Origin of the sequence: Geobacillus sp. C56-T2, assembly GCF_007829715.1 — a bacterium.
GTDB lineage: Bacteria > Bacillota > Bacilli > Bacillales > Anoxybacillaceae > Geobacillus > Geobacillus icigianus.
Genome location: NZ_VJWB01000001.1, coordinates 1,247,591 through 1,266,984, shown reverse-complemented (window position 1 = coordinate 1,266,984; position 19,394 = coordinate 1,247,591). Strand labels below are relative to the sequence as shown.

18 protein-coding genes and 2 pseudogenes are annotated in these 19,394 nt (G+C 56.7%); 2 read left to right on the top strand and 18 right to left on the bottom strand.

The features are described from left to right. Window positions 1-48: 48 nt before the first annotated feature. From GC56T2_RS06435 to yneA, 3 genes are all read right to left on the bottom strand, one after another. Window positions 49-279, bottom strand: a complete 231-nt coding sequence (locus GC56T2_RS06435; RefSeq protein ID WP_033023217.1) for a DUF896 domain-containing protein — start codon at window positions 277-279, stop codon at window positions 49-51. Between the two features lie 105 nt (window positions 280-384). Continuing rightward, window positions 385-1,116 (bottom strand): YneB family resolvase-like protein, encoded by a 732-nt coding sequence (locus tag GC56T2_RS06430; RefSeq protein ID WP_255516030.1) that lies wholly within the window; start codon window positions 1,114-1,116, stop codon window positions 385-387. 19 nt (window positions 1,117-1,135) lie between these two features. Beyond that, window positions 1,136-1,441 (bottom strand): cell division suppressor protein YneA, encoded by a 306-nt coding sequence (gene yneA / locus GC56T2_RS06425; RefSeq protein WP_144973877.1) that lies wholly within the window; start codon window positions 1,439-1,441, stop codon window positions 1,136-1,138. Window positions 1,442-1,592: 151 nt separating this feature from the next. Between yneA and lexA the strand changes: the two genes are divergently transcribed. Continuing rightward, entirely contained in the window at window positions 1,593-2,216 is a 624-nt protein-coding gene (gene lexA, locus GC56T2_RS06420; RefSeq protein WP_033023215.1) for a transcriptional repressor LexA, read from the top strand. A 416-nt stretch (window positions 2,217-2,632) separates the two neighbouring features. Here the strand turns inward: lexA and glnA are convergent, their stop codons facing one another. The 4 genes from glnA to hflX form a co-directional block, all read right to left on the bottom strand. Continuing rightward, window positions 2,633-3,967 (bottom strand): type I glutamate--ammonia ligase, encoded by a 1,335-nt coding sequence (gene glnA / locus GC56T2_RS06415; RefSeq protein ID WP_033023213.1) that lies wholly within the window; start codon window positions 3,965-3,967, stop codon window positions 2,633-2,635. A gap of 39 nt (window positions 3,968-4,006) precedes the next feature. After that, window positions 4,007-4,408, bottom strand: a complete 402-nt coding sequence (locus tag GC56T2_RS06410) for a MerR family transcriptional regulator (RefSeq protein ID WP_033023211.1) — start codon at window positions 4,406-4,408, stop codon at window positions 4,007-4,009. A gap of 76 nt (window positions 4,409-4,484) precedes the next feature. Continuing rightward, window positions 4,485-5,756 (bottom strand): methionine gamma-lyase family protein, encoded by a 1,272-nt coding sequence (locus tag GC56T2_RS06405; RefSeq protein ID WP_144973875.1) that lies wholly within the window; start codon window positions 5,754-5,756, stop codon window positions 4,485-4,487. Window positions 5,757-5,772: 16 nt separating this feature from the next. Next, complete coding sequence (gene hflX, locus GC56T2_RS06400) at window positions 5,773-7,017, bottom strand: GTPase HflX (RefSeq protein ID WP_144973873.1); 1,245 nt, start codon at window positions 7,015-7,017, stop codon at window positions 5,773-5,775. Window positions 7,018-7,282: 265 nt separating this feature from the next. Between hflX and GC56T2_RS06395 the strand changes: the two genes are divergently transcribed. Continuing rightward, the gene (locus tag GC56T2_RS06395) at window positions 7,283-7,897 is read left to right on the top strand and encodes a trimeric intracellular cation channel family protein (RefSeq protein ID WP_033843567.1); all 615 of its coding nucleotides are present in this window, start codon (window positions 7,283-7,285) and stop codon (window positions 7,895-7,897) included. Between the two features lie 96 nt (window positions 7,898-7,993). On the opposite strand, the gene GC56T2_RS06390 is transcribed toward GC56T2_RS06395, so the two are convergent. The 11 genes and pseudogenes from GC56T2_RS06390 to miaA all read right to left on the bottom strand — a co-directional run bounded on the left by GC56T2_RS06390 (window position 7,994) and on the right by miaA (window position 19,195). After that, window positions 7,994-8,872, bottom strand: coding sequence for a DMT family transporter (locus GC56T2_RS06390; protein WP_144973871.1), 879 nt, complete (start codon window positions 8,870-8,872; stop codon window positions 7,994-7,996). A gap of 146 nt (window positions 8,873-9,018) precedes the next feature. Further along, entirely contained in the window at window positions 9,019-10,170 is a 1,152-nt protein-coding gene (locus GC56T2_RS06385) for a thiolase family protein (RefSeq protein WP_172706083.1), read from the bottom strand. A gap of 196 nt (window positions 10,171-10,366) precedes the next feature. Continuing rightward, a pseudogene (locus GC56T2_RS18355) lies at window positions 10,367-10,465 on the bottom strand (3-hydroxyacyl-CoA dehydrogenase family protein); the annotation flags it as partial. After that, a pseudogene (locus GC56T2_RS06375) lies at window positions 10,459-10,680 on the bottom strand (3-hydroxyacyl-CoA dehydrogenase NAD-binding domain-containing protein); the annotation flags it as partial. The pseudogenes GC56T2_RS18355 and GC56T2_RS06375, both read right to left, overlap by 7 nt. A 14-nt stretch (window positions 10,681-10,694) precedes the next feature. Next, window positions 10,695-12,314 carry a long-chain fatty acid--CoA ligase gene (locus GC56T2_RS06370; protein ID WP_144973867.1) on the bottom strand — a complete coding sequence of 540 codons (1,620 nt, stop codon included), beginning with the start codon at window positions 12,312-12,314 and terminating at the stop codon, window positions 10,695-10,697. 3 nt (window positions 12,315-12,317) lie between these two features. After that, window positions 12,318-13,391, bottom strand: coding sequence for a CaiB/BaiF CoA transferase family protein (locus GC56T2_RS06365; protein ID WP_144973865.1), 1,074 nt, complete (start codon window positions 13,389-13,391; stop codon window positions 12,318-12,320). A gap of 15 nt (window positions 13,392-13,406) precedes the next feature. Continuing rightward, on the bottom strand, window positions 13,407-14,552 hold the full coding sequence (locus GC56T2_RS06360; protein WP_144973862.1) for an acyl-CoA dehydrogenase family protein: 1,146 nt from the start codon (window positions 14,550-14,552) through the stop codon (window positions 13,407-13,409). A 24-nt stretch (window positions 14,553-14,576) separates the two neighbouring features. Then, window positions 14,577-16,151 carry a fatty acid--CoA ligase gene (locus tag GC56T2_RS06355; RefSeq protein WP_144973860.1) on the bottom strand — a complete coding sequence of 525 codons (1,575 nt, stop codon included), beginning with the start codon at window positions 16,149-16,151 and terminating at the stop codon, window positions 14,577-14,579. Window positions 16,152-16,354: 203 nt separating this feature from the next. After that, complete coding sequence (gene spoVK, locus GC56T2_RS06350; RefSeq protein ID WP_033023188.1) at window positions 16,355-17,287, bottom strand: stage V sporulation protein K; 933 nt, start codon at window positions 17,285-17,287, stop codon at window positions 16,355-16,357. 700 nt (window positions 17,288-17,987) lie between these two features. Continuing rightward, window positions 17,988-18,215: an RNA chaperone Hfq gene (hfq, locus tag GC56T2_RS06345; RefSeq protein WP_033023186.1), complete on the bottom strand. Its 228-nt coding sequence runs from the start codon at window positions 18,213-18,215 to the stop codon at window positions 17,988-17,990. A 35-nt stretch (window positions 18,216-18,250) separates the two neighbouring features. Next, a complete protein-coding gene (gene miaA, locus GC56T2_RS06340) occupies window positions 18,251-19,195 on the bottom strand; it encodes a tRNA (adenosine(37)-N6)-dimethylallyltransferase MiaA (protein WP_144973858.1) in 945 nt (314 codons plus the stop codon). Window positions 19,196-19,394: the final 199 nt, after the last annotated feature.

Here is a 19,394-nt window from a genome sequence, read left to right as displayed (position 1 = left end):
TTTAGTTTCCAAACGAAGCATGGGAACGCCGCCGCGCGGCGCCAACACTTAATGGAGGCGCCGGCGTTGACTTTCTTTTAGCTTTTTCGGCGTGACATCGTTCCCGTTTGGATCGATGACCGTCACGGTATGAAGCATATCGGTCATCGCCTTGCGGAACGCCTGAATGTATTCGCGGCGCAACTTCGCCTGTTCGATCGTTTCTTCCGCCGTCAAGCCAGACGTTTTCGCCTTTTTGGCCAGTTCATTGATGCGGTCTAATTTCTGTTTGGCAAGCATCCGTTATCTTCTCCTATTCGTTAGGATGATCGTTCTCCGTTCTATGTTATCTGCTAAAACGCGAAGATGGCAACAATGACGCCTCGGCCGCCTTCCTCTGCCTTTCTATCGCTTCGCAGCGCGCCTTCCTTGCCGCTCGCCCGTATATTCGTGATCGCGCTCGGTGCCGGGCTCGTAGCCGCTGGGCTGTTCGGCTTGCCGCTCGTCCATATATTCCTGGTAGCGGCGATGAACGGTCGCTTTGGACGCCTCATAGCCAAAGCTTCGGAGCGTGGCGGCGATATCGGCAAACGTGAAACCGCGCGCGCGCAGGCGGACGATCTCTTCGATCGGCAGTTCGATGCGATCGCGCCCCGCGTTCTCTCCTTGGCGCCGCAAGTTCCGCTCCGGACGATAGCCGCGCGCGATGGCTCGCTGCATGCCGCGCTTGATTTTCGCGTTATGTAGTTTCCGCTGATACTCCTCGACGATCGCAATGATCGACAACACCATCTCATCGGCCTCGGATAGCGGCATCTCTCCGCGGTGGCTGGCGCTGTATAGCTTGACCCCTCGCTTTTTCAGGCAATGAAGCAGCGCCATGCGCGCATGGCCGCGCCCGAGCCGAGTTTCGTCTTGAACGAGCAAGACGTCCACGAGCCCCTCTTCACACAGTTCGAGCAGCTCGAGCACGCCGTCACGGTCAGCTTCATAACCGCTCGCCTGCTCGGCGATCACCTTGACCACCTCAAATCCGCTTTCCGCCGCGAGCCGTTCAAGCTCCTCCCGCTGCCGAGCCAGCGATGTTTCCTGCTCGCTTTTGTCCGTGCTGACGCGGCAATAAATGACCGCCCTCATGGCCATCCCTTCTTTCTTGTTACTGATTGGCGGCCAATGAACCGCCCCGCTTCGATTTTAACACGGGAATGACGATCTGTTCACCAGCTGTGAGACGGGAACTGCGAAGATGGTTCACCTCCACCACCCAGCGGATGAATTCGTCCGGCGATAAGCCGTGCTCCTGTTCATATTGCTTGGCCAACCCCCAAAGCGTATCGCCTGATGCGACGGTCACCGTCACATATTCCTGTTTATCGACCGGGCTGCCAGCGTAGATGAACGCAGCTGTGAAAAGCGTCATCAAAACTGAAAATACTAGATAGTGTAAAAACGTCTTCTTCATTTTCCCCACCCCAAAAAGAGAATGTTCGTTCGCTTTCCTTCATTATAATCAGGAACATTTGTTTGTGTCAACAAAAAATTCGAACTTATGTTTGTTTTTTCCCTTTCGGCATGATATAATGAAGGCAAATGACTTGCCGGAGGTGCAGGGAATGACGAAACTGTCGAAACGGCAGCAGCAAATTTTAGAGTTTATTAAGCAGGAAGTCAAAACGAAGGGCTATCCGCCGTCGGTGAGGGAGATTGGGGAGGCGGTCGGACTGGCGTCGAGTTCGACTGTCCATGGGCATTTGGCGCGGTTGGAAAGCAAAGGATACATCCGCCGCGACCCGACCAAGCCGCGCGCCATTGAAATTTTGGACAACGATGGCGGGAAGGAAAAAGAGGGCGAGGACATCGTCTCCGTGCCGATCATCGGGAAAGTGACCGCCGGGCAGCCGATTACGGCCGTAGAAAACATCGAGGACTATTTCCCGCTTCCGAAACGGCTCGCCGCCGGCGAAGAACAGCTGTTTATGCTTGAAGTGATGGGCGACAGCATGATCGAAGCCGGCATTTTGGACGGCGACTACGTCATCGTCCGCCAGCAATCATCGGCCCAAAACGGCGACATCGTCGTGGCCATGACCGAAGACAATGAAGCGACCGTCAAGCGCTTTTTCAAAGAAAAGGATCATATCCGCCTGCAGCCGGAAAACGCTCATCTCGAGCCGATCATCGTCCGCGATTGCACGATTCTCGGCAAAGTGATCGGCGTCTATCGCCTGATCGGCTAACGGAAGCGCAACGAAGACGGCGGACGGGGCGGACAAACGTCCATCACCTTGTCGGCTGACGCCGCGCGCCGCCGCAACGAGGCGGACGGGGCTTGAGCCAAAACCCGAACAGCGGGGTTGCCGGGTGTGAGCGGCCTGCCGCGGAAAAGGGCCGGTCCACAAGGCGGCATGGCAAAAGCGCGCGAGCCGAACAAGTTAGACCGCAGAAAAAAGGGCCAGTCCACAAGGTGTCTGGTTTCAGGGTAGGCACAACCAATCATGGGCCGGAAGCGCCGGTACCTATATAAAAGAGGGGCTGACCTAAAGGCTGTCTGCCTTCAAGATCGACGCAACCGATCGTGCGGCCGAAGCAGTCAGCACGTATATAGGGCAACGAAAGAGGGTATCCCGATCTTTTTGGGATACCCTCTTTTTGATTAGTACAGCTCCATGTATTGATCCAATTCCCATTGGTGGACGGTCGTCCGATACATATCCCACTCGATTTCTTTCGCTTCAACGAAGTGCTCGAATAAATGCTTGCCGAGCGCTTGGACGATCACTTCGTCGGACTTCAAGTTTTCAAGCGCCTCAATGAGCGTAGCCGGCAAATCGACAATGCCTTCTTCGAGCCGTTCTTCTTTCGTCATGACGTAAATGTTCCGATCCACCGGTGCCGGAGGGGTGAGTTTGTTGCGAATGCCGTCAAGCCCCGCCGCCAACAGCACCGCCATCGCTAAGTACGGGTTCGCCGACGGGTCAACGCTGCGCACTTCAATGCGCGTGCTCATGCCGCGCGAAGCCGGAATGCGAATGAGCGGGCTGCGGTTGCGCGCCGACCAAGCGACATAGCACGGCGCTTCATAGCCCGGAACGAGCCGCTTGTACGAGTTGACGGTCGGGTTCGTCACCGCCGTAAAGTTCGGCGCGTGTTTCAGCACGCCGGCGATAAACTGGCGGGCCGTTTCGCTCAACTGCAACTCGCCGTTCGGATCAAAAAAGGCGTTTTCCCCGTTGCGGAACAGCGACAAGTTGCAGTGCATACCCGAGCCGTTGATGCCGAAAATCGGCTTCGGCATGAACGTCGCGTGCAGCCCATGCTTGCGGGCGATCGTCTTCACGACGAGCTTGAACGTCTGAATATCATCGCACGCTTTGATGGCGTGGGCGTATTTGAAATCAATTTCATGCTGTCCTGGGGCAACTTCGTGATGGGACGCTTCGATTTCAAACCCCATTTCTTCGAGCTCAAGCACGATGTCCCGCCGGCAGTTTTCCCCCAAATCCGTCGGCGCTAAATCGAAATAGCCGCCGCGGTCGTTCAACTCCATCGTCGGGTGCCCTTTTTCATCGAGCTTAAAGAGGAAAAACTCCGGTTCCGCCCCTAAGTTGAACGCCGTGAAGCCGAGCGCTTCCATCTCTTTGAGCACGCGTTTTAAGTTATAGCGCGGGCAGCCTTCAAACGGCGTGCCGTCGGCATTGTAAATGTCGCAAATAAAGCGGGCGACTTTCCCTTTTTCCGCCGTCCACGGAAAGATGACAAACGTGTCCAAGTCAGGGTACAAATACATGTCCGATTCTTCGATGCGGACAAACCCCTCGATCGATGACCCGTCAAACATCATTTTGTTGTTCAGCGCTTTTTCCAGCTGGCTGATCGGAATTTCCACGTTTTTAATCGTGCCTAAAATATCGGTAAATTGCAGGCGGATGTATTTGACGTTCTCTTCCTTGACGATGCGCATAATGTCTTCACGCGTATATTTTGCCATCTTGAACCTCCTCACCGGCTCCGAAATCATTTCCCATCGTTAGTGAAAGAAGCGAGCGAGATCTCCTTGGCGAAGCGATGCGCGCTGAAACCGCCCGGCCTGAAGCAGCTCCGTCCGCAAAATTTCGCGCAGCTCTTCGTCCGACAGCTTCGGCTTTCCTGCCTTGTCGACTTTTTCCGGCTGTTCGTGACGCCCTTCCTGCCGCGCGGCAAAAATGCGCTTAATTCCAGCGAGGTTGACGCCTTGATCAATCAAGTCTTTAATTTCAAGCAAACGATCGATGTCATTGAGCGAAAACAGCCGCCGATTGCCTTCGGTGCGCGCCGGCGTGACGAGGCCGTGCTCTTCGTAATAGCGAATTTGCCGGGCCGATAAGTCCGTCAGCTGCATCACAATCCCGATCGGAAACAATGGCATGGAACGACGAATTTGGCTGCTCATGCCAATTCCTCCTCGCTTTTCATACCTTTATTTTATCATAATGTGAAGAAAACAGTCAATTATATGTTACCTTTTCTCACAAACAAATGAGCTGCTGTTCCAGCAAGCGGTGAACAGCGGAGCAAACGGCGATTTTGACATGAGAATACGTCAATCCGCCCTGCACGTACGCCACGTATGGCGGACGCAGCGGCCCGTCCGCCGTCAGCTCGATGCTGGCGCCTTGCACGAACGTGCCCGCCGCCATGATCACTTGATCCTCGTAGCCGGGCATGTCGCTCGGGTACGGAGTGAAATGGGCGTTCACCGGGGAAGCCGCTTGAATGGCTTGGCAAAAAGCAACCATTTGCTCTGGATCATTAAAGCGGACCGACTGCACCAAATCGGTGCGCTTCGCGTTCCATGACGGCGAAGTCTCAAGCCCGACCCGCTCGAGCAATGCGGCGGTGAACACCGCCCCTTTGAGCGCTTGGCCGACGACGTGCGGAGCGAGGAAAAACCCTTGATACATCTCAAGCAGGCTGTACAGCGAAGGGCCGACTTCGGCGCCGATGCCCGGCGAGGTCATCCGATAGGCGCACGCTTCGACGTATTGGTGCCTGCCGACGATATACCCTCCTGTTTTCACCAATCCCCCTCCAGGGTTTTTGATCAACGAACCGGCCATCAAATCGGCGCCGACATGGCAAGGCTCTTTTTCCTCGACAAACTCCCCGTAGCAATTGTCGACAAACACAACGACATCCGGCTTGATCGCTTTGACAAAGGCGATCATCTTGGCGATTTCATCGACCGTAAACGACGGGCGCGTCGCATACCCGCGCGAGCGCTGGATGCCGATCATTTTCGTCCGCTCGTGGATCGCCTCGCGCACCGCCGGAAAATCAACGGCTCCGTCCGCCGTAAGCGGCACGCTCCGATAACGAATGCCAAACTCGTTCAGCGAACCGACGCCGCGGCCGCGGACGCCGACGATCTCCTCAAGCGTGTCATAAGGGGCGCCCGTGATGTAGAGCAATTCATCGCCCGGGCGCAGCACGCCAAACAGCGCGATGGCAATCGCGTGCGTGCCGGAAATGATTTGCGGGCGCACTAGGCCGGCTTCCGCGCCGAATACATCGGCGTAAATGCGATCGAGCGTGTCACGGCCGACATCATCATAGCCGTAGCCCGTTGTCGGGATGAAATGGCCGTCGCTCACTTGATGGCGACGGAAACTGTCAAGGACGCGATGCTGGTTTCCGTCAACCAGCCTCTCAATCGAGCGATGGATCGGGGCAATTTGCGCCTCCACTTCTTCGATCAGCGCAGCGATCGTCTCTCCGTGTTTCCATGTTGTCCAAAACATTGGTGAACCCTTTCTATCATTGGAATGATTGCAGCTCCCTGTAAAGCGGGTGAGTCGGGAGCACGTACCCTTCGCATTCGTACGTCCCTTCTTGTTCATTATAGCGCCATTGCTGCAAAATCGTGTCCGCTTTTAACCGTGCGAGCCATTTTCCTTGGCCGCTTGGAATGGAGGCGTGGTAAAGGACCATTTGCCGCTTGATCGCCTCCTCCAAAAACGCGCGAAGCCGTTCGATATCAGCGGCAGAAAGCGCGCTCATGACGAGCGCCTCTGTTGTCGTCGGAATGAATTCTGGCGCCTGCCGGTCACGTTTATTGTACACTGTGACCATCGGAATGGAGGACGCCCCCAACTCCGCAACGAGCCGCAACACCGTTCGCTCATGTTCGGCGTAATCGGGATGCGATGAATCGACGATGTGCAGCAACAGATCCGCTTCCGTCACCTCCTCGAGCGTCGAGCGGAACGCGGCGACAAGCGTCGTCGGCAAGTCTTGAATGAACCCGACCGTGTCGGTGACAAGCACCGTATACCCACACGGAAGGACGCATTGGCGCGTCAGCGGGTCGAGCGTCGCAAACAGCAAATTTTCCTCGAACGAATCGGCCGCCGTCAGCCGATTAAAAATCGTCGATTTGCCGGCGTTCGTATAGCCGACGAGCGCCACTTGAAACGCGTGATTTTTTTGCCGGCGCCCGCGGTACCGCTCGCGATGTTCGGCGATGCGGCGCAGTTCGGCTTTAATGTCGTCGATGCGGCGGCGAATGTGGCGCCGGTCGGTCTCCAGCTTCGTCTCCCCCGGACCGCGCGTGCCGATGCCGCCGCCCAAGCGGGATAGCGCCGCGCCTTGGCCGCCAAGGCGCGGCAACAGATACTCGAGCTGCGCGAGCTCCACTTGCAGCTTTCCTTCTTTCGAACGGGCGCGCCTTGCAAAAATGTCTAAAATGAGCTGCGTCCGATCAATCACTTTCACCTCGCCAAGCATGTTCGTCAAATTGCGGGCTTGACTAGGAGAAAGTTCACTGTTGAAAATGACAATATCCGGCATCAGCTGTTTGACGAGAGCGGCAAGTTCCTCCGTTTTTCCTTTGCCAATGTACGTCGCCGGATGCGGCGCTTCCCGTTTTTGTGTCAACTCGGCTACCACCTCACCGTTGGCGGTCGCAACGAGCGAAGCGAGCTCCTCCATCGAATAGCGAAACCGCTCGTCATCGATTCCATGAAGTTGGCAGCCGACGATGATGGCTTGTTCGCGGCTCATAGCCTTCCTTCTCCTCTCGGGCGCAGCCATGTGATCCGCATGGAGCGCCAACCGTTTTTATGGCGCGGACGCTCGGGCGCATCCCGGCCATCCGCACGGGCTTCGCTCGGCTTTCCGCGAATGACCGAAAGCGGCTGTGTCCTCTTTGTTCATCATACCAAATTCAAGCAGCGCACGGCTAGTTCATTCCCGAAAAAACGATTGATTCCCGCCGCTTTTGCCTCTACAATGATACAAGAACATGACACGGAAAGGAACAGCACGAATGACGTGGGAAATATTGAGCATCATCGGCACGATCGCCTTTGCCATCAGCGGGGCGATCGTCGCGATGGAAGAGGAATATGATTTGCTTGGCGTCTACATTTTAGGGATCGTCACGGCGTTTGGCGGCGGGGCCGTGCGCAATTTGCTGATTGGGGTTCCCGTATCGGCGTTATGGGAACAAGGTTCGCTCTTTCTTGTCGCCTTAGTCTCGATGACGATCGTCTATTTGTTTCCGAAGCAGATGCTCCCGCCATGGAAGCGGTGGGGCAACTTTTTTGACGCCCTCGGGTTATCGGCGTTCGCCATCCAAGGGGCACTGTATGCCGCAAAAATGGGCCATCCGTTAAGCGCGGTCATCGTCGCGGCGGTGTTGACCGGCAGCGGCGGCGGCATCATCCGGGACGTGCTTGCCGGGCGGAAGCCGCTTGTGCTGCATGCGGAAATTTACGCCGCTTGGGCGATTTTAGCTGGCATCGCCGTCGGCCTGAAATGGGCGGAGTCGCCCGTGGAACTGTATGTGCTGTTTATTGCCGTCGCTGCTCTTCGCATTTTGTCATACACGTACGGCTGGAAGCTGCCGCGGCGGGCGGTGGGGGAAAAAGCGGGCGGGTAATCGCTTCCAGCGTAGATTCGAGTGATTGGGCATCAAACCATGGCCAAAGAAGAAATGGCAAGCAAGGAACGCCCCCGCGCGGGCGCTTCGCTGTCCTTACGCGCTTTGCCCGCTCCGCACCGCCACCGCCACTCCCGCGACGATAAGCGTTCCGCCCACCCAAAAGGACGCGTCAAGCCGCTCATGCAAAAACAGCCAGCCAAAAAGCGAGCCGATGAGCGGCTGAAAAAAGAAAAAGAGCGAGCCGATGCCGGCGTCGATCATCTCCATCCCTTTGTTCCACAAGAAAAACGCGCCCGCCGTTGACACGATGCCAAGGTACAACACGCCCATCGCAACGGGCGCGTTCCATTGAACGGCCGTCAGCCCTGGGCGCTCCACCATCAACATCGGCGTCATGCCGACAAACGCTACCAAGATGGCGAAGGTCGTAATGGAAAGAACGGACATGCGCGCCGATGCCATTTTCACCAGCACCGACAACAGCGCCCAAGTGACCGCCGCGCCGACTAACGCCATATTTCCAGCCAGCGTCGACTCCCCGTTGTCTCCGAGGCCGACGATGACAATCACTCCCGCCGCCGCCAACACCAGCGCCACAAGCTTCCGCCACGTGAGCGCTTCCCCAAGCAGCCAACGGGCAAATAAAACGACAAACGCCGGTGTTGAAGCCGTAATGAGCGAAGCCGTATGGGCGTTCGACCATTTTGTGCCGACAAATTGCAACGAAATGGAAATGACATAGCCGATGACGCCAATCGCGATCACCATCAGCCAATCGCGCCCGCGCATTGGCGGGCGCTCGCGTTTCATTGCCGCGATCAAGACTAGCGCGATCAAGGCGACACCGTAGCGCAGCCAGACGAGCGTCAGCGGCGGGATGTAGTCCAATACGTACTTGCTTACGACATACATCCCGCCCCAAATGCCGGCGGCGAGCGATAAATAGATGGAGGCAAGAACCGGTTGTTTCATCTTGCCCAGCGCTCCCCCTTTCGTCCGCTTTTCCTCATCTTATCACACCCGACCGGCTTCCGTCCCGCTTGGTTTTCAGCAAAAAATAGCGGGCTTGGCGGCCGCCCCGCTGCTGCTGGTGCGAACGTTATGTGTTTTGTCGCGCTCTACATTCGCTCAATGATCGTCGCTGTCGCCATGCCGTGCCCGATGCAAATCGTCAATAGCCCATAGCGGCCTTCCCGCCGCTCCAGCTCATGAACGAGCGACGTCATCAGTTTGACGCCGGTGGCGCCGAGCGGATGGCCAAGCGCGATGGCGCCGCCGTTGACATTCACTTTCGCAAGCGGGGCGCCGATTTCTTTTTGCCAGGCGAGCACGACCGGGGCGAACGCTTCGTTGATTTCAATGAGATCGATATCCTCGATCGTAAGTCCGGCTTTTTTCAGCACTTGTCTTGTCGCCGGAATGACGCCATCCAGCATATACGTCGGGTCGGAGCCGACGACCGTTTGCGCGACGATGCGCGCTTTCGGCTTCAGTCCGAACCGACGCGCCGCCTCCCGCTCCATGAGCAACAGAGCGGCCGCCCCGTCGCTCATTTGGCTCGCATTGCCGGCGGTGATGACGCCGTCTTCTTGAAACACCGGCTTGAGCGCGGCGAGCGCTTCCGGCGATGTATCGGCCCGCGGCCCCTCATCATCGGTGACAAGGATTTCGCGGCCATCGCGGTCAAGCCCTTTGACCGGGACGATTTCGGCGCGAAACTTCCCTGCGCGCATGGCGGCTAAGGCGCGCCGATGGCTTTCGTAGGCGTAGGCATCCAGCTCCGCGCGCGTCAGGCCGTATTTTTTGGCAATCCGCTCGGCTGAAACGCCTTGGTGGATGAACTCGTACTTTTCATGAAGCGACGGCGGAATCGTCCGCTCATTGCCGTCGCTGAAAATCGGGACTTTCGTCATGCTTTCGACCCCAGCGGCAATGGTGACATCCATATCGCCGGAGCGGATTTCTTGAGCGGCAAAATGGATCGCCTGCTGCCCGGAGCCGCACATCCGATTGATTTGCACAGCCGGCACTTCGATTGGGAATCCAGCCTCCAACGCCGCGAGCCGCCCGATGTTGTATCCTTGCTCGGCGATCGGCGTCACACAGCCCATGACGATATCTTCCACCTGTCCTTTTTCTATGCCCGCCCGGCGCACGACTTCATCCAACACCGCCGCGGCCAGATGAACCGGATGAACGTCGCGGAAGACGCCGTTCCGTTTACCGACCGGCGTTCTAACGGCTTCCACAATCACCGCTTCGCGCACCATCTTCGCCTCCTTGTTGTTGTCAACGCCACGCCTTGACGGCGCGGCGGCCACACCGTTGTATCGAACGGCGCACTGCGGCGCCGCCAAACAGGCCTGTTTCTGTCCACCTCTCCGTGAGCGGCACCTGTTCATGTTGTAATACGTATAGAACTCGAAGCTAACTTGAAACGGCTCTGTTTCCGCTTCAAGCGCCTGTTCATGTTGTATACGTATAGAACCCTTTCCCTGTTTTCCGCCCTAAATGCCCGGCTTCAACGAGCTTGCGCAAAAGCTGCGGCGCGCGGAACCGGTCGCCGGGCGGATGCGGCCGAGCGCCGCCTCCGCCTCTTGTTCGGACAACTGCCCCGCTTTCACAAAGCGGCGCAAGCTTTTTTCGACCGAGGCGAGCCCGTTTTGCAAAGCCGTTTCGGACACGTCATAGAAATGCACCGTTTTTCCCGCCATCGCCGCCGTTTGCGCGATGCCGCTTCCCATCACTCCGGCGCCGATGACCGCAATCGTTTCGGACACGGTGTTCGCCTCCTTTACTCCGCCGCCGCATCGGCATAGCGCGCCGCCATCTCATCGCGCAGCTTCCGCTTCAAAAACTTGCCGACGCTTGTTTTCGGAATTTCATCGAGAAACACAATGTCATCCGGCAGCCACCATTTCGCAAATTGCGGGCGCAAAAAGTCGTACAGCTCTTCTTTTGTCACGCTTTTGCCTTCTTTCAGCACGACGCAGGCAATCGGACGCTCCTGCCATTTCGGATGCGGCACGGCGACGACCGCCGCTTCGAACACCGCTTCATGGGCCATAAGCGCATTTTCCAAATCAACCGATGAAATCCATTCGCCACCGCTTTTAATGACGTCCTTCGTCCGGTCGACGATTTTCACAAACCCTTCTTCGTCCACGGTGACGACATCACCGGTATGGAGCCAGCCGTCGCGGAACGTCTCCTTCGTTCGCTCATCGTTGTAGTACTCGGCAGCGATCCACGGCCCGCGCAAGCAAAGCTCGCCCATTTCCTTCCCGTCCCAGCGAACCGGCCCGTTTTGACCGATTACTTTCATTTCAAGCCCTGGCGCAAGCAGCCCTTGTTTGGCGCGGATGTCGAGTTTCTCCTCGTACGACAGCCCATCTTGATAGCTTTTCGGGCGCGAGACGAGCACAAGCGGGCTCGTTTCCGTCATGCCGTACGCGTGAATAAACGGAATGCCGTATTTTTCTTCAAAGGCGCGGATGACTCCTTTCGGCGCGGCCGAACCGCCGCAAATGACGCGCGTCAGGCTGCTGACATCATAGCGGCCTTTCTCCAATTCTTGCAGCAGCCCGAGCCAAATCGTCGGCACGCCGGCCGTGATCGTCACCCGCTCGGCTTCAATCAGCTCGGCAAGCACTTTCGGCGTAAACGCCGGCCCCGGCATGACGATCGTCGAACCGAACCACGTGGCGGCAAACGGCAGCCCCCAGGCGTTGACGTGAAACATTGGCACAACCGGCATGGCGACATCGCGCTCGCACAGCCCTTGCGTATCAGCTAGGCCTAGCGCCATTGCGTGCAAGACGGTGCTCCGGTGCGTGTAGACAACCCCCTTTGGACGGCCTGTTGTCGCCGATGTATAGCACATTCCGGCCGGTTGGTATTCATCGAGGTCTTTCAAAAACGGGAATGCCGGATCGCCCTCGGCAAGCAGTTTCTCGTAATGGTACACCGGCGCCAGCGCCGTTTCCGGCAGCTCGTCGGCGTCGGTCATAATGATGAAAGCGCGCACGTTCGGGATCTCGTCTTTCACCGCTTCAATGGCCGGCAGCAAATCATCATCGATCAGCAAAACGCGGTCATCGGCATGGTTGATGATGTAGGCGATATGCTGCGGTGAGAGACGGATGTTGATCGTATGCAGCACCGCCCCGATGCCGGGAATGGCAAAATACGCTTCCAAATGGCGGTGATGATTCCAGGCGAACGTGCCGACGCGGTCGCCGACTCCCACCCCGAGCTGCTTCAACATGCTGGCCAGCCGGCGCGTCCGCTCCCCAATCTCTTTGTATGTATGGCGGACGACACCGCCTTTCATGCGGGAGATGACTTGTTTTTTCGGAAAAAACACCTCCGCCCGCTCAAGCATCATCGAAATGTTTAACGGTGTTTTCATCATCGGTTATTCCTCCCCCTTCAATAAATCAGCATGTTCATTGACTTTAGGCGGCGCTTCGACGTTCCACCGGCCATCCGGCCCATGCGCAGCCGTCCACACGCCATCCAGCTGCATCGCGACAAGGCGGCGAACTTGGCCGTCGGCAAACAGCCGCTTCGCTTCATCCGTTTCAAGCACCGGAGCAAGGCAAGCGTCGACCCTTTCCGCGAAGGCGCTCCATTCAGAAAGCGTTTTTTCGCGAAACAAAGCGACAAGTCCGTCATACACCGCCTCTCCCGGCCGCGCCGGCGCCCACTGCGCCCCGATCCATTCCGGATGGCCGATCGCTTCGCAAAACTGGCGCCAAAAGTGCGGTTCAAGCGCCGCTACGCTCATATAACGACCGTCTTTCGTCTCATACAGCTGGTAGCACACCACCTCCCCGGCAAGTTCGGCAAGGCCATGTTTCGGCCCGCCGCCGTGTTCCATGGCAAAATGGCCCGCCATCATCGCCGCCAAGCCGTCAACCAGCGAGACGTCCAAATAGGCGCCTCGGCCGGTCCGCTCGCGGGCCAACAGCGCCGCCAAAACGCGCTCCGCCGCCGCCATGCCGCCGATAAAATCAGCCAGCGTCACTTTCGGATGAACCGGACGGCCGCGTGCATCGGCGAGCTGCGCCAATACACCGGAGAGCGCCATATAGTTCAAATCATGGCTGCCGAGCAAGGAGCGGCCGCTCCGCTGGCCGAAGCCGCTGATCGAGCAGTAAATGATCCCTTCGTTGTCGCGGCGCACATCGTCATACCCGAGCCCAAGCCTGGCCATCACTCCGGGGCGGAAGCTCTCGATCACCACATCGGCGCGGGCGGCGAGCCGCCGCGCTTGCTCGCGCCCCTCGTCCGTCTTTAAGTCCAAGGCGACGCTTTTTTTGCCGGCGTTATAGGCGGCAAACAGCCGCCCCCCGGCGAACGGGCGCAGACGGTCGCCGGAGGGGGGCTCGATTTTGATCACTTCGGCTCCGAGCTGGGCGAGGCGCCAGCTCGCAAACGGACCCGGCAAGTACTGGGAAAAATCAAGCACAACGATGCCATTCAACATGGTCCTTCCCTCTTTCTACAAATCTAGCTCGCGAGCGATGATCGTTTTCATCATCTCGTTCGTCCCGGCGTAGATGGCGCTCACCGGAATGTCACGATAGCGCCGAGCGATCTCGTATTCTTCCATATAGCCATAGCCGCCATGGAGCTGCATGGCTTCGGCGGCGACGCGTTTGGCCATCTCGGTAATCCACCATTTTGCCATCGACACTTCGGTGACGATCCGTTTTCCTGCCATATGCTCTTCAATGACGCGGTCGACAAACGTACGTCCGAGGGCGATCTCGGTCGCCATTTCGGCGAGGCGGAACTGGACGGTTTGAAACTCGCTCACCCGTTTGCCGAACGCCGTGCGTTGTTTGACATATTGCTTCGTCAAGGAAAACATCACTTCCGCCGCCGTCTGCGCGGCGATGGCGACAACGAGCCGCTCCTGCTGGAGTTTTTCCATTAAATAATAGAAGCCTTTTCCTTCTTCACCGAGCAAGTTGGACGCCGGCACTTTCGCATCTTGGAAAAACAGCTCGGCCGTATCTTGGGCGTGCAGCCCGACTTTCTCAAGCTTCCGCCCGCGCGTAAACCCCGGCGTATCCCGCTCCACGACGAGCAGGCTGATGCCGCGGTGCGGCGGTTTCGCGTGCGGGTCGGTTTTGCAGGCGACGATGACCAAGTCGGCATGAATCCCGTTGGTGATAAACGTTTTTTGCCCGTTGACAATGTAGGAGTCGCCATCTTTCACCGCCGTTGTCGAAATGTTGGCCAAATCCGACCCAGCCCCCGGCTCGGTCATGGCGATGGCGGTAATGAGTTCGCCGCTGACGCATTTCGGCAGCCATTTTTGCTTTTGTTCCTCCGTTCCGTACGAGGCGATGTACGGCGTCACAATATCGTTATGCAAGCCGATGCCGACAAGGCTGGAACCGACTTTTTCCAGCTCCTCATTGATGACGACCGAGTAGGCAAAATCGGCGTTCAATCCCCCGTACTTCTCATCGACCCATGGGCAAAGAAAGCCGTTTTCCCCCATTTTCGCCCAAAACGAGCGCGGGATGATGCCGCGCCGCTCCCATTCGTCGTAGTACGGATACGCTTCTTTCTCTAAAAACTTGCGGAATGCATCGCGGAAAATCTGGTGCTCCTCGCGCAAATAGCGAGCTGTCACCGTTCATCCCTCTCTTCTGTTCGGTCACTTTTTCTCCGTTCCGCCTGCCGCCTGTTTTTTCAGCTGTTCACGCAGCAAAAACTTTTGGATTTTCCCGCTCGCATTGCGCGGCAGGGCGTCGATGAAATAATAGGCGCGCGGCCGCTTGTACGGGGCGAGGCGGTCGCTCGTTTGGCAAAACTGCTCGAGCTCATCGGCGGTCAAGCTGTCCTCCTTTTTGACGATGAAGGCGACGACTTTTTCGCCCCACAGCTCATCCGGCTCGCCGAGCACAGCGACATCAAGCACTTTCGGATGCTCATACAACACGTCCTCGACTTCGCGCGGATAGACGTTTTCTCCGCCGCTGATCACCATGTCATCGACCCGGTCGGCGACATACAAATAGCCGTCTTCATCAACGTAGCCGAGATCGCCGGAATGATACCAGCCTTTGTACAGCGCTTGTTCCGTCGCTTCCTCGCGCTTGTAGTAGCCGACCATCATGCACGGTCCGCGCATCACAATTTCACCGACTTCATACGGTGGCAGCACATCATCTGGGTCGGACGGCCCGTCCTCCCGCGCGCGGACGACGCGGATTTCATGGTTGAGGCAGGCGCGCCCGGCGGAACCCGGTTTCTTGAGCTGCTCATCTTCCAACAAAAACGTCACCGCCGGCCCCATTTCCGTCATCCCGTACGCTTGAATCAGCTCAATGCCGAGCCGCTCTTGGCATTGCCTCACCAGCGCCGGAGCCATCGGAGCGGCGCCGTATAGGCCGAGGCGAAGCGATGATAAGTCGTAATCGCTTACATTTTCCTGCAAAATCATGTTCCACATCGTCGGGGCGCCAAACAGGAGCGTAATCCGCTCACGTTCAATCGTCTCGAGAACGAGCTTGGCATCAAAATGGTGCAAAATGACGCTCGCCGCTCCCGCATGCACGCGCGGCAGCAAGCAGCAATGCAGTTCGGCGCAATGGAACAGGGGCGCTGCCGCCAGCCCGCGATCCGTCTCGCGGATGCGCATGACGCCATGGCAAAGGACGCTTTGCTCGATCATGTCGCGGTGCCGATGCATCACTCCTTTTGGACGCCCGGTCGTGCCGCTTGTATACATAATGGCGTACAGATCGGTCTCTTCCACTGGCACGCGCGGCGCTTCTGCGGAAGCCCGGGCCGCCTGTTCATGAGCGCTTTTGGCAAACGGCGGCGGATCATTGTCGATCGACCAAAACGACACGTGCGGAAACCGGTGGTGAATCGCGGCGAGCTGCGGCTCAACCGCCCGTTCCAACAGCACGAGTTTCGGCTCCGCATCGGTCAAAATATAAGCGATTTCTTCCGCTTTCAGCCGAAAATTGATCGGATTGAACACGGCGCCGATTTTGGCGCAGGCAAACAGGGCGGTGGCGAGTTCAAGCGTGTTGTACAGAACCGTAGAAACGCGGTCTCCCTTGCGCACGCCGGCTTCCTGAAACGCATTCGCCCACCGGTTCACGTCCCTCTCCCATTCGGCGTACGTATAGCGGCGGCCGGTCGCCACCTCGACGACCGCTTCCCGGTTTGGAAACTTTCGCACGGTCTGAGAAAACATCTCACCAATCGTCATATACAAGCGGCATCTCTCCTTTTCTGTTCGATTTGCGCCAATCAACGGCGCTGTTTTTATAATACAGATAATTCAGACTATTTATCTTAACAAACGGCCTTTTGTTGTTTATGTATTCGCCTTTTTTTCAAGCATTCCTCTTTTCCAAAGCAAAAAAAAATGCGCCCGTTTCTTGTCCTTGCCAAGAACGAGCGCATCGGCTGGACAGATTACGCCTGAATGACAAGGTCGCGATCGCGGATCGTCATCAGCTCTTTTTTATCATAGCGTCCTTCATGAAGGAGGCGGACCGCCTGTTTGCGGATCGCTTTTTCGATCAAGTTGCGGATGTAGCGGCCGTTGCTGAACTTGAGGCGGCCGGTCGCTTCCAGCGTCCCTTCGAGATGAATGTATAGTTTCCGCTCCGCTTCCGGCGTCATTTCATATTCGCGCTCGCGCAGCATTTGCTTGGCGATTTGCACGAGCTCCTCGACCGTGTAATCCGGAAACTCGATCGTCAACGGAAAGCGCGACGGCAAGCCCGGATTTAACGACAAAAAATAGTCCATTTCTTTCGGATAGCCGGCCAAAATCACGACCAAGTCGTCGCAAAAGTCTTCCATTCCTTTCACCAGCGTGTCAATCGCTTCTTTGCCGAAGTCCTTCTCCCCGCCGCGGGCGAGCGAATACGCTTCATCGATGAACAAAATCCCCCCACGCGCTTTTTTAATCAAGTCGCGCGTTTTGTTCGCCGTATGCCCGATGTACTCTCCGACCAAATCGGCCCGCTCCGCTTCAATGAAATGCCCTTTGGACAGGACGTTCATTTCGTAAAACAATTTGCCGAGCAAGCGCGCCACCGTCGTTTTGCCGGTGCCGGGATTGCCTTTGAAAATCATATGGAGCGCCTGCCGGCTCGATTTTAACCCGTTCTCTTTGCGCAGCCGGTTAATGTACAGCCACGCGTAAATTTCCTTGATCATCTTTTTCACATGTTCAAGGCCGATCAGCTGGTCAAGCTCCCGCTGAATGTTGCGAAGCGCTTGATGTTCTTCGCTATCCATCCAGTCGCTTGGCTCTTCCTTGATCAGATGGTTGACCGTTTTGGAATTGAGCACGATATTGATTTGCCCTTTCGCCTTATTCATCGTCAATTCTGACAAGGGGCGTCACCTCGCTTCCTGTTTTCTTCCCCCCGCACCATTTTCACCGCGTCTTTGATGCCTCACCTTTTTGCTATTAATATACGTATGCCGCCGTCCATTCGTGACAATCGCCTAGAAGGCCGGTGAAAAACCGCTGATTCCCTTCATCAATGGAAGAATGATTGAAAAGCAGGCCCGATAAAACAAGGTTTTTCTAATTGAGAAATGACATTGGAAAGCTGTATACCCCGTTAAATCACGAGCCTCTTAGAAGCCGGACAGCTGAGCAATGGGCAAAGGGAAGAAGGCGACAAGGAAAGTCTATACATGTTTATTCAGCAAGGAAGGCTTTTACGCATGCGAAGTCCCCCTTCGCTCTCGTTTACGGTGGAAAGCTCCTTGCCGCCAGTTGCGGGGCGAAGAAGCGGCGAAGCGAGAAACACGGAAAAAATCCACGGGCAGCACGATCTGCCCTCCACTTAGGGATGAAAATCCGCGTCAGTTCGGCATTTTCACGAAAAAAAATCCATGGGCAACGTTTTGGCCTCCACGCGGGGAGGGGGGACATCGCGCGCCAGTTCCGCATGTTCACGGCAAGTTCCATGGGCAGCAGTCCGCCCTCCACGGAGATGAAACCTTTGTGTCAGTTCCGCATGTTCACAGAAAAGACGCCCCGCTCGATGGGGCGTCTTTCCGTTCGGCGTTATGTACCGACAGCTTATTGCTCGGCATCGAAATGAATGTTCCGCTCCGGCGCAAACGTCGAAATGGCATGTTTGTAGATGAGCTGCTGCTTCCCTTGCACTTCGAGCAGCACGGTGAAGTTGTCAAACCCTTTAATGTACCCGCGCAGCTGGAAGCCGTTTAACAAGAAGACCGTCACTTGGATGCCTTCTTTGCGCAGCTGGTTCAAAAACTGATCTTGAATGTTGATGACATTTTTCATCAAACGTCCTCCTCTTTTCTCTCTTAAAGATATGGTTATATATTCGCTTCGAGTTGAAGCTTTCCTGCTATGTAGTGAAAAATTTCCTCCGTTCTGGCGGGAAACGCAGCGAAGTCGGTCATGTCAAACCACGTCACCGGCATTTGGTTGCGAAACCATGTCAGCTGCCGTTTCGCGTAGCGGCGCGAATGTTGCTTCAATTGTTCGATCGCTTCCTCGAGGGAGACGCGGCCGTCAAAGTAGTCGTACAGCTCTTTGTAGCCGATCGCCTGCACCGCTTGGCAATCGCGGAATCCGCGATCGTAAAGGGACTTGGCCTCTTCGATCAGCCCTTCGGCGATCATGGCATCGACTCGTTCGTTAATGCGGCGGTAAAGCACGTCGCGCTCCGCCGTCAAACCGATGATAGCCGCCTCATACAACAGCCGCCGCTCGCCCCGCTGCCATGCACTGAACGGTTTCCCGGTGCAATGATGCACTTCAAGCGCCCGAATGACGCGGCGGATGTTGTGCGGATGGATGCGCGCCGCGCTTTCCGGATCAACGGCCGAAAGCTGCCGATGGAGCACCTCCGGTCCTTGCTCGGCCGCCAGCTGCTTCAGCGTCCGGCGATACGCTTCATCGGACGGGGCGTCAGAAAACTGATAGTCATAGATCGCCGCTTGGATGTACAATCCGGTGCCGCCGACGATGATCGGCAACCGCCCGCGCGCGGAAATCTCGGCGATGAGCGTCCGGGCGAGCCGCTGAAACTCGACGACGGAAAACGGTTCGCATGGCTCCTTAATATCGATGAGGTGATGTGGAATTCCTTCCATTTCATCCGGCTTCACTTTCGCCGTGCCGATGTCCATTCCTTTATAAATTTGCATCGAATCGCCGCTGATGATTTCTCCGTCCAGCTTTTTGGCCAACGCAATGCCGAGCTTCGTTTTGCCGACCGCCGTCGGCCCCACGATGACGACGACTTTTCCACCCATAGCGCTTCACTGCTTTCCATGTCAGAACTCCTGTTCAAACACCATTATACTGAAAAACGGCAGCGCATGAAACCATTTCTTTCTTATCGTTTTCGCCATCCTGCCGTTCTTTTATACATGGCGCTTTCACTGCAAGCAAACGGGGTGTCCCTAAAGGCCCGGGACACCCTCTCTCATCGCTATATAGAAGCAGCAGCCG

Bases quoted from the DNA above. Each gene is read 5' to 3' on its own strand.
- GC56T2_RS06435 (WP_033023217.1), bottom strand. From the start codon at position 279: ATGCTTGCCAAACAGAAATTAGACCGCATCAATGAACTGGCCAAAAAG.
- GC56T2_RS06430 (WP_255516030.1), bottom strand. From the start codon at position 1,116: ATGAGGGCGGTCATTTATTGCCGCGTCAGCACGGACAAAAGCGAGCAG.
- yneA (WP_144973877.1), bottom strand. From the start codon at position 1,441: ATGAAGAAGACGTTTTTACACTATCTAGTATTTTCAGTTTTGATGACG.
- lexA (WP_033023215.1), top strand. From the start codon at position 1,593: ATGACGAAACTGTCGAAACGGCAGCAGCAAATTTTAGAGTTTATTAAG.
- glnA (WP_033023213.1), bottom strand. From the start codon at position 3,967: ATGGCAAAATATACGCGTGAAGACATTATGCGCATCGTCAAGGAAGAG.
- GC56T2_RS06410 (WP_033023211.1), bottom strand. From the start codon at position 4,408: ATGAGCAGCCAAATTCGTCGTTCCATGCCATTGTTTCCGATCGGGATT.
- GC56T2_RS06405 (WP_144973875.1), bottom strand. From the start codon at position 5,756: ATGTTTTGGACAACATGGAAACACGGAGAGACGATCGCTGCGCTGATC.
- hflX (WP_144973873.1), bottom strand. From the start codon at position 7,017: ATGAGCCGCGAACAAGCCATCATCGTCGGCTGCCAACTTCATGGAATC.
- GC56T2_RS06395 (WP_033843567.1), top strand. From the start codon at position 7,283: ATGACGTGGGAAATATTGAGCATCATCGGCACGATCGCCTTTGCCATC.
- GC56T2_RS06390 (WP_144973871.1), bottom strand. From the start codon at position 8,872: ATGAAACAACCGGTTCTTGCCTCCATCTATTTATCGCTCGCCGCCGGC.
- GC56T2_RS06385 (WP_172706083.1), bottom strand. From the start codon at position 10,170: ATGGTGCGCGAAGCGGTGATTGTGGAAGCCGTTAGAACGCCGGTCGGT.
- GC56T2_RS06370 (WP_144973867.1), bottom strand. From the start codon at position 12,314: ATGATGAAAACACCGTTAAACATTTCGATGATGCTTGAGCGGGCGGAG.
- GC56T2_RS06365 (WP_144973865.1), bottom strand. From the start codon at position 13,391: ATGTTGAATGGCATCGTTGTGCTTGATTTTTCCCAGTACTTGCCGGGT.
- hfq (WP_033023186.1), bottom strand. From the start codon at position 18,215: ATGAAAAATGTCATCAACATTCAAGATCAGTTTTTGAACCAGCTGCGC.
- miaA (WP_144973858.1), bottom strand. From the start codon at position 19,195: ATGGGTGGAAAAGTCGTCGTCATCGTGGGGCCGACGGCGGTCGGCAAA.